General features: G+C 37.4%; 14 protein-coding genes and 1 tRNA gene. 14 read left to right on the top strand and 1 reads right to left on the bottom strand.

Going from position 1 to position 14,200, the window contains the following annotated elements:
* Nucleotide 1 precedes the first annotated feature (1 nt).
* The 8 genes from murG to CFE23_RS09305 all read left to right on the top strand — a co-directional run bounded on the left by murG (nucleotide 2) and on the right by CFE23_RS09305 (nucleotide 8,821).
* Nucleotides 2-1,111 (top strand): undecaprenyldiphospho-muramoylpentapeptide beta-N-acetylglucosaminyltransferase, encoded by a 1,110-nt coding sequence (gene murG / locus CFE23_RS09340; RefSeq protein WP_291087051.1) that lies wholly within the window; start codon nucleotides 2-4, stop codon nucleotides 1,109-1,111.
* Nucleotides 1,108-2,457, top strand: coding sequence for a UDP-N-acetylmuramate--L-alanine ligase (murC, locus tag CFE23_RS09335; protein WP_291087049.1), 1,350 nt, complete (start codon nucleotides 1,108-1,110; stop codon nucleotides 2,455-2,457). The genes murG and murC overlap by 4 nt, the downstream gene beginning before the upstream one ends.
* Nucleotides 2,444-3,178, top strand: a complete 735-nt coding sequence (locus CFE23_RS09330; RefSeq protein ID WP_291087047.1) for a cell division protein FtsQ — start codon at nucleotides 2,444-2,446, stop codon at nucleotides 3,176-3,178. The genes murC and CFE23_RS09330 overlap by 14 nt, the downstream gene beginning before the upstream one ends.
* A gap of 6 nt (nucleotides 3,179-3,184) precedes the next feature.
* A complete protein-coding gene (ftsA, locus tag CFE23_RS09325; protein ID WP_291087045.1) occupies nucleotides 3,185-4,585 on the top strand; it encodes a cell division protein FtsA in 1,401 nt (466 codons plus the stop codon).
* 77 nt (nucleotides 4,586-4,662) lie between these two features.
* Complete coding sequence (gene ftsZ / locus CFE23_RS09320) at nucleotides 4,663-6,591, top strand: cell division protein FtsZ (RefSeq protein WP_291087043.1); 1,929 nt, start codon at nucleotides 4,663-4,665, stop codon at nucleotides 6,589-6,591.
* Nucleotides 6,592-6,841: 250 nt separating this feature from the next.
* Complete coding sequence (locus tag CFE23_RS09315) at nucleotides 6,842-7,291, top strand: GatB/YqeY domain-containing protein (protein ID WP_291087041.1); 450 nt, start codon at nucleotides 6,842-6,844, stop codon at nucleotides 7,289-7,291.
* Between the two features lie 9 nt (nucleotides 7,292-7,300).
* Nucleotides 7,301-7,372, top strand: a tRNA-Arg gene (locus CFE23_RS09310).
* A 300-nt stretch (nucleotides 7,373-7,672) separates the two neighbouring features.
* Nucleotides 7,673-8,821, top strand: coding sequence for a site-specific integrase (locus tag CFE23_RS09305; protein WP_291087038.1), 1,149 nt, complete (start codon nucleotides 7,673-7,675; stop codon nucleotides 8,819-8,821).
* On the opposite strand, the gene CFE23_RS09300 is transcribed toward CFE23_RS09305, so the two are convergent.
* Nucleotides 8,814-9,050 (bottom strand): XRE family transcriptional regulator, encoded by a 237-nt coding sequence (locus CFE23_RS09300; protein ID WP_291087036.1) that lies wholly within the window; start codon nucleotides 9,048-9,050, stop codon nucleotides 8,814-8,816. The genes CFE23_RS09305 and CFE23_RS09300 overlap by 8 nt on opposite strands.
* Nucleotides 9,051-9,134: 84 nt before the next feature.
* Here CFE23_RS09300 and CFE23_RS09295 point away from each other — a divergent pair, with 84 nt between their 5' ends.
* From CFE23_RS09295 to CFE23_RS09270, 6 genes are all read left to right on the top strand, one after another.
* Complete coding sequence (locus CFE23_RS09295; protein WP_291087034.1) at nucleotides 9,135-9,551, top strand: TM2 domain-containing protein; 417 nt, start codon at nucleotides 9,135-9,137, stop codon at nucleotides 9,549-9,551.
* A 209-nt stretch (nucleotides 9,552-9,760) separates the two neighbouring features.
* On the top strand, nucleotides 9,761-10,282 hold the full coding sequence (locus CFE23_RS09290; protein ID WP_291087032.1) for a hypothetical protein: 522 nt from the start codon (nucleotides 9,761-9,763) through the stop codon (nucleotides 10,280-10,282).
* Nucleotides 10,283-10,400: 118 nt separating this feature from the next.
* Nucleotides 10,401-10,697 (top strand): hypothetical protein, encoded by a 297-nt coding sequence (locus CFE23_RS09285; protein ID WP_291087030.1) that lies wholly within the window; start codon nucleotides 10,401-10,403, stop codon nucleotides 10,695-10,697.
* Nucleotides 10,687-11,679 (top strand): hypothetical protein, encoded by a 993-nt coding sequence (locus tag CFE23_RS09280; protein WP_291087028.1) that lies wholly within the window; start codon nucleotides 10,687-10,689, stop codon nucleotides 11,677-11,679. The genes CFE23_RS09285 and CFE23_RS09280 overlap by 11 nt, the downstream gene beginning before the upstream one ends.
* A gap of 506 nt (nucleotides 11,680-12,185) precedes the next feature.
* Nucleotides 12,186-12,881: an AbiV family abortive infection protein gene (locus tag CFE23_RS09275; protein WP_291087027.1), complete on the top strand. Its 696-nt coding sequence runs from the start codon at nucleotides 12,186-12,188 to the stop codon at nucleotides 12,879-12,881.
* A gap of 19 nt (nucleotides 12,882-12,900) precedes the next feature.
* Complete coding sequence (locus CFE23_RS09270; RefSeq protein ID WP_291087024.1) at nucleotides 12,901-14,112, top strand: HNH endonuclease; 1,212 nt, start codon at nucleotides 12,901-12,903, stop codon at nucleotides 14,110-14,112.
* Nucleotides 14,113-14,200: the final 88 nt, after the last annotated feature.

Raw genomic sequence — 14,200 nt, 5'->3', positions numbered from 1 at the left:
CATGAAGAAACTTAAATTCATATTAAGCGGCGGCGGTACCGGTGGACATATCTACCCGGCAATCGCTATTGCCAATGAATTAAAGCAGCGGTTTCCAGATTGCGAAATCCTATTCGTCGGAGCAAAAGACAAGATGGAAATGCAGAAAGTGCCTCAGGCGGGTTACCCCATCAAAGGACTTTGGATTTCGGGAATACAGCGCAGGCTGACTTTCGACAATTCGCTTTTTCCAATGAAATTGATTGACAGTTTATTGAAATCAAGGACAATCATCCGCGAATTCAGGCCAGATGTCGTCATTGGAACCGGCGGTTTTGCAAGCGGTCCGTTGCTAAGAGTCGCTGGGATCGCAAAGATTCCGACTGTAATCCAGGAACAGAATTCTTTTCCCGGAATTACAAACCGCTGGCTAAGTGCCAAAGCCAATAAGATTTGTGTGGCGTATGAAAACCTCGAGCGGTTTTTCCCAAAAAACAAAATCGTGTTTACGGGAAATCCCGTGCGACAGGATTTGATTGGAATCGATAATAAAAGAAATGAGGCGTTTGCGCATTTCAATCTTTCAGAAGATAAAAAAGTGGTTTTGGTACTCGGCGGAAGCCTCGGATCCGGAAGAATTAACCAGCTTATTGCAAAGGAACTGCTCAATTTTGCTTCGCAGAATGTGCAGGTCATCTGGCAGTGTGGTAAGTTTTATTACGAACAGTACAAGCATTTCGGCGAAAATGAAAATGTACAGGTGATGGCTTTTATTGATAGGATGGATCTGGTATACGCTGCCGCAGATGTAGTCATCTCGCGTTCCGGAGCGTCTTCGGTTTCAGAGTTGTGCATCGTCGGGAAGCCGGTGATCTTCATCCCGTCGCCGAATGTTGCGGAAGACCATCAAACCAAAAATGCAAAATCAATTGTGGATAAGGATGCCGCATTGATGATCCGTGAAGCCGAATTGGATACGCAGTTCACGAATCTGTTTAATAATTTATTGTCCGATGAGAATCTGCAGCAAAAGTTATCCCAAAACATCAAAACATTGGCTAAAGTAAACGCCACAAAAGACATAGTAAACGAAATCATCAAATTAATCCCGAATCCGGGCGCATCAATATGAACCTGAACCAGATCAATAACGTGTATTTTATAGGCATCGGCGGCATCGGCATGAGTGCGCTGGCACGTTATTTCAAAACACTTGGGAAAGATGTTCAGGGTTATGACAAAACACCGTCAACATTAACGGGAGAACTTATTGAAAGTGGCATCCAAATTCATTTTGAAGACAATATCAGTCTAATCCCTGAGCATTTTTATGTTGAAAATACGCTGGTGATCATCACGCCGGCGGTTCCCGTGTCTCATTCGGAATGGAATTACTTCCTTGAAAGGAATTATCATGTTAAAAAGCGCGCGGAGGTCTTAGGAATCATTACAAAAGACACCTTCTGCTTTGCGGTAGCCGGCACACATGGAAAGACGACAACTTCAAGCATCCTTGGGCATATTTTGTTTGAAAGCGGCGCCGATGTGACGTCATTCCTCGGTGGGATTGTGGAGAATTATAACTCCAACTTAATCGGCAATGGTAAAACCGTAACGGTTGTCGAAGCAGACGAATTTGACCGTTCTTTCCTGCACCTGCATCCGGATTTGGCCTGCATCACCTCGATGGATGCCGATCATCTCGATATTTATGGTGACAGCGCCGCAATCGAAGCTTCGTTTGTGGAGTTTTCAGAGAAAATCGATACGCGGGAAAATTTATTTATTGCCAAAGGACTTCCATTGAAAGGAATGTCTGTCGGTATTGATGAAGAAGCCGATTACAAAGCATATAATATCAGGGTTGAAAACGGAAGCTACGTTTTCGACGTCAAAACGCCATCGGAGGTGATTGAAGACATTCGCTTCGGGCTTCCGGGAAGGCATAACCTCATGAACGCAGTAATGGCTTTGGCAATGGCCAGGAAATTCGGTACCCCAACCGTGACCATTGTTAAAGCATTACTGTCTTTCAGGGGTGTGAAAAGACGTTTTTCTTATCAGATTAAATCGGAAAAGCTGGTTTATATTGATGACTACGCGCACCACCCGACCGAGATTGAAGCGGTGCACCAGGCGGTTTCGGAATTGTATCCCGGAAAGAAGGTTTTGGCGATTTTTCAGCCGCATTTGTTCAGTAGGACAAGGGATTTTATTGACGGTTTTGCAACGAGCCTGTCGAAATTTGGTCAGGTGATCTTACTCGACATTTACCCGGCAAGAGAGCTCCCGATTGCAGGCGTGAATTCTGAATGGCTGTTGGGAAAAATAACAAATCCAAACAAGAAACTGGTTTCAAAAGAAGCTTTGATTCCAGAAATTTTAAATGCTGATGCCGATGTGATTGTTACAATCGGAGCAGGCGATATCGGAGAGATGGTGGAATCGATAAAAGAGGCATTGAATGAAAAAGCTTAATTGGAAAAGTGTCTGGATTAACGTCCGCCTGGTGCTCGTCTGCATCGGGCTGGTGTCGCTTTATTCTTTCACGCTAAAAAGAAATGAAGGAAGAAAACTTGCAAAATCGGTAGTCGAATTTACCGCCGATGACAACCAGTTCATCACCCGTGAAACGGTTAATAAATTGTTAATAGAAAATAAATCCGGCGCGCAAACCATACGTAAAGAAAATTTAGATTTGAATAAACTGGAAAATTCCATAAACGCCAATGATATGATAGAAACATCGGAGGTTTTTGTGAGTATTGATGGTGTTCTGAAGGCTGTTGTAAAACAAAAAACCCCCATAGCACGGGTGGTTGGCGAGACAAATTCTTTTTACCTTGACCGTGAAGGGAAAAAAATGCCGCTTTCCGCAATTCATGCTGCAAGGGTTCCGCTTGTTTCGGGTACGGTTGATGATAGCAACAGCAAAGATTTGTACAAAGTTTTTCGGATTATCCACGACGATGATTTTTTGAAAAAAAACATTATCGGTATCAAGGTTTTGCCTAACGGTGGCCTGATTATGTCGAATCGTAATTTTGGTTACGCTATTGATTTCGGGTTGCCGATAAACATAGAACGGAAGTTTGATAATTATAAGGCCTTCTTTCAGAAAGCGGTACAGGACAGTTTATTAAATAAATACAGGATCATAAACCTAAAGTTTACGCAACAGGTGGTGTGCACAAAATAATAAATTATGGAAAAAGAGAATATTGCTGTTGGTTTAGACATTGGAACAACAAAGATTGTTGCAATGATTGGCAGGAAGAATGAGTACGGGAAGCTTGAAATCCTTGGGGTTGGGAAATCCAAAAGCCTTGGGGTAGCACGCGGTGTGGTCAATAATATCACCCAAACCATCCAGTCGATACAACTTGCCGTTGCGGAAGCCGAAAACAATTCAGGCTACCGCATTAATGACGTTGTTGTCGGCATTGCCGGGCAGCATATCCGCAGCATACAGCACAGCGATTACATCAGCAGGAGCAATCCTGAGGAGGTTATCGGGGACAGGGATATTGATCTTTTAATTAATCAGGTGCATAAGCTGGCCATGTTGCCGGGAGAAGAAATCATCCACGTTTTGCCACAGGAATTCAAGATTGACGGACAGTCTGAAATCAAAGAACCTATCGGTATGTATGGCGGAAGGCTTGAATCCAGTTTTCATGTTGTTGTAGGCCAGGCATCATCAATCCGGAATGTCGGTCGTTGTATTCAAAGCTCCGGCATCGAATTGTCAGGTTTGACATTAGAGCCGCTCGCATCGGCCGATGCAGTTCTAAGCCAGGAAGAAAAAGAAGCTGGTGTCGCCTTGATTGATATTGGTGGTGGGACAACAGATTTGGCGATATTTAAAGATGGCATCATCCGTCACACGGCAGTGATTCCTTTCGGCGGAAATGTAATTACAGATGATATTAAAGAAGGCTGTTCGATCATTGAGAAACAGGCGGAATTGTTAAAAGTGAAATTCGGCTCTGCATGGCCAGGTGAAAATAAAGACAATGAGATTGTTTCGATTCCTGGTCTACGAGGAAGAGAGCCGAAAGAGATTTCTTTGAAAAATCTTTCTAAAATTATCCATGCCCGTGTGGTGGAAATCATCGAGCAGGTTTTTGCCGAAATTAAGGCTTACGGTCACGAAGACCCAAGAAAGAAACTAATCGCCGGAATCGTTTTGACCGGTGGTGGCGCACAATTACAGCACATTAAGCAACTAGTGGAATATATCACCGGAATGGACACGCGCATCGGGTATCCAAATGAGCATCTGGCCGGGAATTCTGATGAGGAAATTTCAAGCCCATTATATGCGACTGCTGTTGGTTTGGTGATGAACAGCATCCAGAACAATACCAGAAGCGCGGTGCCGATTGAAGTTGTTGTTGAAGTTGCGAAACCTGTAGTGCAAAGACAGCCTGAACCACAGCCCGTACAAAATGAAGTCGTGGCAGAGGAAGAAAAAGAGGTCGTTTATGCTGATATACAGCCTAAAAAAGAAAAAATCCAGGAGTCGACGGAGAACAAGATCCGTAAATCTTTTTTTGATAAGTATGTTGATAAAATCAGGGATTTCCTGGATAACGCTGAGTAAATTCAGTGTAATTTGAAATTTGTTACCGGGGGGAGAAACGCAAGAGAAAAGAACAGAGAATAATAAAACCAAAGAATATGACAAGCAACTCAGATTTTGGAAGTATTTCATTTGATTTGCCTAAGAATCAATCAAATGTGATTAAGGTAATTGGTGTAGGTGGTGGCGGTAGTAATGCCATCAACCACATGTTTAAGCAAGGGATAAAAGGCGTTGACTTTATCGTTTGCAACACCGATTCGCAGGCTTTGCAAAACAGCCCTGTGCCAAACAAAATCCAGTTAGGGGTGAACCTTACTGAAGGTCTTGGAGCCGGAGCTAACCCTGAAGTGGGTCAGCAATCGGCGATCGAGAGCATCTCCGATATTGAGAAAATGCTTGACAGCAATACTAAAATGGTATTCATCACTGCCGGAATGGGCGGTGGAACCGGAACAGGTGCTGCTCCAGTTATTGCCCAATTGGCAAAAGAAAGGGACATCCTGACCGTCGGAATTGTGACAATCCCATTCCAGTTTGAAGGAAAGGTACGTCAGGATCAGGCTTTAAACGGGGTCGAAAGGCTGCGCAAACAAGTGGATTCATTAATCGTAATCAACAACAACAAACTCCGTGAAGTGTACGGAAATCTTGGCTTCAAAGCCGGTTTCTCTAAAGCCGATGAAGTGTTGGCAACGGCATCTCGTGGAATCGCTGAAGTGATCACACACCACTATACACAAAATATCGATTTGAAAGATGCTAAAACAGTACTTTCAAACAGCGGTACCGCAATAATGGGATCCGCTTTAGCCAATGGTGAAAACAGGGCGAAAGATGCGATCGTATCTGCGTTGGATTCCCCGCTTTTAAATGACAATAAAATTACCGGTGCCAAAAACGTTTTGTTGCTGATTGTTTCCGGTACGAATGAAATCACTATTGACGAAATCGGAGAAATCAACGACCACATTCAATTGGAAGCCGGCTATAACGCAAACATCATTATGGGTGTCGGTGAAGACGAAAGCCTTGGGGATGCGATTGCGGTAACAATTATTGCGACAGGTTTCAACGTAGAACAGCAAAATGAAATTGTCAACACCGAACCAAAAAAGATCATCCATGCGCTTGAAGAAGAGCAGAAGATTGTGCACAACCTGACGCCAAAAGTCGTATCGTCATTCGAATTTACTGAAGTCGCTGCGCCTCAGAATGAAGAAAGGATTGTACACGACCTGATGGAAGAAATCGTGGAAGAGCCAGTATTTGAGGAGCCTGTATTTGAAGTTACTTTGGTGCCTACAACCGAATTCATTAAAAACCTTGAGGTTACTTTTGAAATCGTATCACCAGCGCCTAAGGCAACCGAGCCGGATTTTTTCTTCACGACGCCAGAAGTAAAGGAAATAGTCGTTAATGAACCAAAGCATCTTAAGGAAGAAGAACAAATCACATTTTCTTTTGACCTTCCATTAGAGAAAAAAGAGCCAGTTCCTGTCGCCAATAACAATATCTTTTTTGAACTTACAGAGGAAACGCGCGATATCAAGGTAAACCAACCCGTTCAGGTGGTACCGATGACCGAACTGAACGAAACAGGTGTAATCCGTTATTCATTGGAGGAATACATGGAAATTGAAAACACGCTGCTTGAGTCAAAACCGGTTGCAAAAGTAGCTGAGCCAGAAAACGAAGCGTTGCAATTCACTAAAAAAACGATAGAGCCTACTGCCGAATTCAGTAACTTCGAAAGTATTTCACCAACTGAAATGTCTCTCGAAGAAGCAAATAAACTAAGGGCTGACGAAAGAAGAAGAAAATTGAAAGAATTCAATTATAAATTTCATACCAATTCTTCAAGAATGGAAGAAATGGAAAGAGAGCCGGCATACAAACGTCTGGGTATCGATATCTCGGGTACGCCTGAGAGTAACAATAAATCCAGGACTTCTTTAGGAACGGATAGCAATGACGATATGCAATTGCGTTCAAACAATTCGTTCCTTCACGATAACGTGGATTAACTAACTCAAACCAAGTTTAAACCCGAAAGTCTGTGATTTTCGGGTTTTTTTTTGAAAAACCAAGCCAAATCATCTTTTGCAGTTAAAGTAATTTTGCCTAAGTTTGCACTGCATTATTTGGGGCCTGTTTCCGGCTATCCGCTGCAATCTTTTTTAGCCGGTTCGAATAGTTTTATAAGGGTACGTTTAGAAACGCTAAAAAAGGATTTACGCTATTATCCGGAGTCCGACACCGTAAAACAATCAAGATATGAGTTTATCAGTCAGGATCATGGACGAAATCAAAGACGCCATGAGAGCAAAAAATACAGTAGCCCTCGAAGCGTTGCGCTCCGTAAAATCGGAGTTGCTATTGGCACAGACCGCTACCGGATCTAAAGAAGAGATCTCAGAAGATGAAGAGATAAAGTTATTGCAACGCCTTGTAAAAACAAGGAAAGAAAGCGCTCGCATTTTTACGGAGCAAAACCGACCTGATCTTGCAGAGCCAGAATTAGCACAGATTGCAGTGATTGAAAAATTCCTTCCGGTACAGCTAAGCGAAGCTGAAGTGGAAGCGGTAATTTCAAAAATCATTGCTGAAACCGGCGCTTCAGGAATCGCCTCCATGGGCAAGGTGATGGGATTGGCGAGTGCACAGTTGGGCGGTACTGCTGAAGGCAAAACCATTTCGACTATCGTAAAAAAATTATTGACTTAAGTAAATAACGGCTGCGTAGTTCAACGGATAGAATGTCAGATTCCGGTTCTGATGATGGAGGTTCGAGTCCTCTCGCGGTCACAACATATTGTATGAAATGTCATGTAATGCCTATTAAAGCTCTAGTAAACACTAGGGCTTTCGTTTTTTAGTAGGTCATGGTATGCCAACATATGTCAGATTTGTTACCCCTATTGTAACCCCTCTTTTTATTTTCATATTTTTTCTTATCCGCAAACTCCTCGGAAATGTTAAACTTATTTTTTTTAAAACATTAAACTATTGAATACTATGTAGTTATCATTTTTTATAAGAAATAAGCTACTATTTTTGCTTTTGTAAATAGTGAGTGCCCGCTATTACATAAGTAAAATATAAATTATGATACAAAATTTTACTGTGAAGGCTATCTTGAGAAAAGATAAAATCCGTAAAGACGGTACATGCCCTATTAATTTCCGAGTAACTATAAACAAAAAATCTTTGAAGATATCCTCAGGAGAATTTATCAAAGAAGTGGAGTGGAATAATAAGGCTGGGCTTGTAAAAGGTTCTAAGTCCAGCCACCTAAACAGCGTACTCGAAAATGAGATTTCCCGAATTAAAGACTTTCTTAGGGAACAAAGGTCAATAGGTACTTACTTAAATCTTGAAATTGTAAAAGCATTTCTTAAAACGAATGATAGGGATGATTTTTACGAATATTACGATAACTTCTGTGAATTGAGATTTTTAGAAATTGAAGAAGGTACTCAAAGGCATTACAATCTGACAAGAAAAAGATTGAAGGAGTTCAAATCCAAAATAACCTTTCGAGAAATTAATATTGACTTCATTGAAAAATTCGACTACTTTTTACGCAAAAAATTAAATACTGGCATAGAAGGAGTGTTTAGCAGGCATAAAAATCTAAAGACTATTCTTTCGCAAGCTAAAAAAAGAAAGATCATTAAAGATAATCCCTATGAAGATTTCAAGTTAAAGCGAGGAGTGTCTAAGTATGGCTATTTGACCGATGAAGAATTAGAGACTATTCAAAATTTAGATTTCAGGGATGTGCCTAATGGCGCAGGGCTAGAACTTAGTAGGGATATGTTTTTATTTGCTTGTTACTGTGGGCTACGATGTTCTGATATTTCAAATCTCGCTAAGGAAAATATTCTTCAAGATAAAATTTCAATTATAATGAAAAAAACAAAGAGTTTGGTTGAAGTACCGCTTACAAAAAAGGCTGAGATACTTTTGAAAAAATACACTATTGCGTCAAGTGAAAAAATATTTCCATTTAGAACAAATCAATGCTTGAACAGAGATTTAAAAACAATAGCCGAAATGTGTAAGATTGATAAAGTTATAACCTTCCACATGGCCAGGCATAGTTTCGCAACCATCATGGCAAATTATGGAGTGAATGTATTTCTAATAATGAAGCTATTAGGTCATAAGGATATTCGTATGACACAGATTTACGTAAATCCTAATCATCAAATACTTGCTAGTAAGCTTGGTGAAATTAAAGCGTTTAACTAAAGTCCTTGAAGAATTCTTCGGGAGTTAAATTATGGATTGCTAGTATTTTGAAAAAGGTCTTTAGCGTAATGTTATGGCCTTTTTCTATTCTCCAGTATTGCACCCGATTAATGTCTTTATCATTGGCAAAAGTTTCATGGCTGCTATAACCCATGTTGATGCGCAGTTGCTTAATTTTATTTGCAACCTTGTCTAGATTATGCGATATTTCTTTTTCTTCTTCTGCCATTTACAGGCGCAAATTCTCATTTTATCTTAATATAATTTACCGCATTAATTAGGGAATATTTATATTTGCTCAAAATCAATAAATATGAGTTTTCATAATTTGCCTTTAGTTGTGCAGAATAAATTACTAACAATGAAGCCTTTGGAGGTTCAAGGGTTTTGGGAGCAATACAATAAAAAGAAGAAATCAATATTCACAGGCTATATCCTTCTTTTACTTTTAGGTTGGCATTATGCTTATGTGAACAAATGGGGTACACAATTTCTTTGTTGGATTTCACTATGGGGATTATTGCTCTGGTGGTTTGTAGATTGGTTTAGAATACCGAGCATCATTAATTCTTACAACAATGATTTAGCGATAAATGTACTGCGGGATTTTTCACTACTCAATTATTCCGCCCATCCAGCACCTGATGACAATAATACAGCGATGAGTGATTGGAAAAAACAAAACCCAACGGCAACTTTAAATGATTATTACAAACAATTACGTAAATGAGAAAAGGAATTATCATCGGCTTATTAGTCTGCATATGCGGTTGTAACAATCTTGTCGACAAAAGCAATTCGGACAATCAAACTCATCAACCCTCAAGTATGGATTTCAATAAAGAAGTTTTTTCTAATAGGGCTGAGGAATTGACTTACATTCGGGAATACTTGAAATATAAATTGCCGCAAATATTTGTAAAAAAATATCCCGAGCAAATGAAAAAAGTTCAATATTCATTAATCGTACAGGGTGAAAATCCAACGCTGGAAGATGCAGCAAGAAAGAGTATTATGTTTTCGAATCAATACCAAATGCTCATGTCCAGATATATTTCGGAAAATTCAACTTTTAAAACAGTAAAAGTGCAACTTGAAAATTTTGACCAATACAAAAAAGACTGGGCGAAGAAAGAAAGGGAAAGCGAGTTTGATAAAATCATTGATGTTTTTAAATCTTACACCATCAATCGAATCCACGATATTAATAAACACAACATAATCAAAGATAATCTCGAAGGTGGTTACACTGTTGCAGATTATTTTGAAAAGCAAAATCCAAAACGCAAAATCGAATACCAAAAATTAAAAACAAAGAACCCAAATGTCTTTAGGATTGTCATCGAAGTAAGTGAAAACGATACTCCTTTTTCGCTCAATATTTTCGAATATGACTTCGTTTCAAAGCAATTTACCCATATTGAAACCATCCAACAGCAGGATTTGATTAATGCCGATTAGGTTGCGATAAGGGCGCAATGTTATTAAATTGTTAAGTTTCTTGAAAAAAGCCCTTTTTCGCACTTTTTCATGTGAGTGCCTCAGTTTGCTAAATGATTAATAACAAATTTTTTTAATCATGGATGCAAAAATTAAAGCATTATTGCAAGAGATTGTTGAGGAGATAAGCTCAACAACAACAAATCAAATAAAAGAAGAATTGCGATGTGAAATGCAATCTTCTAAAGACGATTTTCAACCTCACGAGCTTCTTACATCAAAAGAAGTATGTGAATACTACAGAGTCAGTATTAGAACTCTTGACCGGAAAACTACGAAAGGTTTGAAGTTTCGTCAAAGCGCAACAAAAAGCAAAAGGCTTTTCAGGAAATCTGACTGTGATAACTTTTTTAAAACGAGAAATCATGGTAGATAACGGAACCCTTAACTTTAGTTTTGGTTGCAAAAACATAAAAGGTTTTTTGAAGCAATTAAGCAATCACGGAACTTGTAGAAAAATGAAAAGTGATGGTTCGTATTACATCGTAAAGCTTTTCAATGAACCAGACTTCACAGCTAATAATAATTTTAAAAACAACCCAAAATTACAGCTCAATATTTTTTGGGAAAATGGCATTGTGAAGATTAATGTACGTAACAGCCTAAGAAAATGGTATTATGGTTCATCAAGCATGCGGAATTTTAATAAAACTGATTTCATCAAGTGCTTACATTTAATTTCAAAAAAATTAGATGTCGATTATAACACATTAACAGCATCAAAAATAACTAAACTAGAAATCGGGCTAAATCTAAGATTTGAATTTTTCTTTCAAACTTTTCTCTCTACAATCATAGAACATGAGAGGCTTAAAAATGATTTTCATTTTAGCAGAGGTACTTCCGGTTTCGAGGGTGAAAATTTGAGTTTGATTTTTTATGACAAACTTCGTGAACTGTTTGACCATGGTAAAATCAACTCCAGAGTTTATCGAAAACTGTCAGAAAAATATTTTTTTCTTAGAGTAGAAGCAGGCTTTAAAAAAATAAGTGGGGTTCCATTTGCTAAGAAGAATTTAAGTAGTGTGAATGACCTGCTGACTAATTGGGAAGAAGTCTATGGTTATTTACTAGACCAGCTTCGAAAAGTCACATACATAGATTGGATCTCTCCAAGAATTGATGATGAATTAAAATTTTCAAGTTATTCTGAAATAAAAGAATATTTTATCTTTTTGCTTTCTGAGTTTATCGGAATGAAAAAGCTATTTCAACTTTTACAATATACTGACAGACCTTCAATTCACAAAAAGCAAATTATAGCCGCAGTAGAAAAATTTAGAAAGCTGAAAAATCCATCTTACAAAGAAGTATTTTTTCAAAATTTTCTTGACAATAAAAGCTACATTCTTTCCTAGTTGATTACGATATATATAATAAGAGTAATATCATACTAAAAAGAAGTATATAACATATAAGAGAATAACGCTATTAATCTAGATTAATAGCTCTTGAGGTGGAAGAGTACATAGTACTCTTCTACCTTGTTGTATTAACCCTATTGACATATAACCTAATCGCATATAATTGAAGTAAAAACCCATATGATGACAAGTTCAATAAATATATGGTCATTTGTCAAATAACATTTTCTGCAAACTCTTGCATTTATTAGAACGGTTCGCTGAATTCGAGTGCAATTCAAAATTTCCATAACATGTGATAAGTTCTTATTATATAATTATGAGACGTTTTTAAATTCCAGATTCATAGCTTCAGAAAAACTTTCAGATATGATATTTTATAAAGAACAAAGACGATTTTAGACTTGTAGCGAGATTAGAATAGTTTTTCGGCGCAAGTATATACATGAGAATAATTTCGTTAATTGTAGGCGTTATTTTAAGTCTTAAAAAATTAAATCATGTCAAGTTTTCTAAATATATCGCCGCAAAAATCAAAAGGAATACACGAAGCCATATACAAAAATGCTCGTAAGCTTAAACAGGATGCCACACTAATTGCTGAAGTAAATAAATCCTACAGCACCGCTACATCTTTGCTTATATTAAGTTCAGAAGAAATTGTAAAAGCTATTTTAGTTTTGTTACATTCGGAAGGGTTTGACACTTATAGAATGGAAAATGCCAAGCGGTTTTTTTCTGACCATAAGATTAGGCATCAGTTAGCTAAGTTACTTGAGTTGAGTGCTGGCCTATTTGAAGCATTTGAAAAATACGATACTCAAGAACCTGCAATGTTATTTAACACTAAATATGAATGGTTGAACGATACAATGAATTGTTTGATAGATTTTAAAAATGCTGCTGTCCCGTTTATAGAATCCGTAAATAGGACAAATGAGTTAGAATCCTTCAACGACCTTAAAAACCAAGGCTTTTATGTTGATTACAGAGATTCATTATTAATTCCAGAAATAGTAATCGGCGAATATTCCTATAACAAAACAAGGATGATTGTGGACAGGATTTTCAGAGTTTACAAATTTTTCAATATTTTGTTTCATCCGAGTTTGAAACGGCATTATAACTTGAATGAAATTGAAAATTTTAAAAATGATTTACAAGCGATTATGAAGCTTACAGTTGCGGAAATTTAATATTATTTAGAAAATAAAGATGATTACAAAAAAACCTTTTGTTTGGCAAATGATAAAAGAAGCTGTTGAGAATTTAAATGGAGTAGCTTCTTACAAGGAAATAAAAACATATATACTTTCGAAATGGGGAGAAATCAATTCTCAAACACTTACCGACCAAATGCAAGTTTTGTCAGTAAATCATAAGTCAAGAATAAATTATCCGCAAAATCAAAAACCAAGATTTACTGATTCTAATTCTGACTACGATTTGTTATTTACGACTGGAAGAGGAGAAGTCTCAAAGTACGATATAGAAGAGCATGGTATTTGGGAAATTTTCTTAAACTCATCAAAAAAATTCGAAATTAGAAAACACAAAAATCCAATTGTATCTAAGATTTTTACACCTTCTGACATAGTTTGGATTAAAAATGTTACAAATACAGAATCCGGAGAAGCATATTTAAATTTTGACGGTAATGAGTTTGTTTTAAACTTCCCCACCAAACATAGGACTAATCTATCAAGTCCTAAAATTGGAGATTTAATTTTGCTATATCAAAAGGTTAAAGGCATCCCTGTATTTAGCCATCTAGTTTCGCCGATAGATATTGATGAAGTAGATGAAAATGTTAGAGCAGATTACCGTTATGGAAGAAGGGTAAAAATTGTTGCTAAAACTAACCATATAAGCCTAATAGAAGTTTCAACAACATTATTGGGCAGGTTAAATTTTGCTGGATTCACACAAGGAAACGCTTGCAAACTTGAAAATATCAAAAATATTCAAAATATAGATTCCTTAAAATTTGATATTTGGAAAAAATTCGAACCATATTTTATTTCTGCAGAACAAGAATCTGTTATAAATACTTCTAATGCGATAAACGAATCCGAGGATTTAGGTTCTGATATTTCAGCAATTGAAGGAGGTTTGCGTTTAGTTTCTCATATCGTGAAAGAAAGAAATAGAAAAATTGTTTTTGAAAAAAAAGCTCAGGCAATTTTAAGCAATACTTTACATTGCGAGGTTTGTGAATTTTCATTTTCTAAAATTTATGAATCCAATTTTATTGAATGTCATCACTTATTACCAATTGGACAAATTGGTTCAAGAGTTACAAAGTTGCAAGACTTAGCATTAGTTTGCTCAAATTGTCATCGAATGTTGCATACAAAACTTGACAATGAATTTTTGACAATCCAGCAACTACGTGATAGAATTGCTAGGATTAGCAACAAATATTAATAATAAAAAAACTTTAAAAAAGGTTTATTTTTTACTAACTTCGTTCGCAATGAGCGAATGAAATATATCACAAAAAAGCCTGTTTTTA

The sequence above is a fragment of the Flavobacterium sp. BFFFF1 genome (assembly GCF_002256285.1).
Lineage (GTDB): Bacteria > Bacteroidota > Bacteroidia > Flavobacteriales > Flavobacteriaceae > Flavobacterium.
The sequence above is the reverse complement of the archived record's forward strand: the minus strand, read 5'-3'. Positions and strand labels throughout refer to the sequence as shown.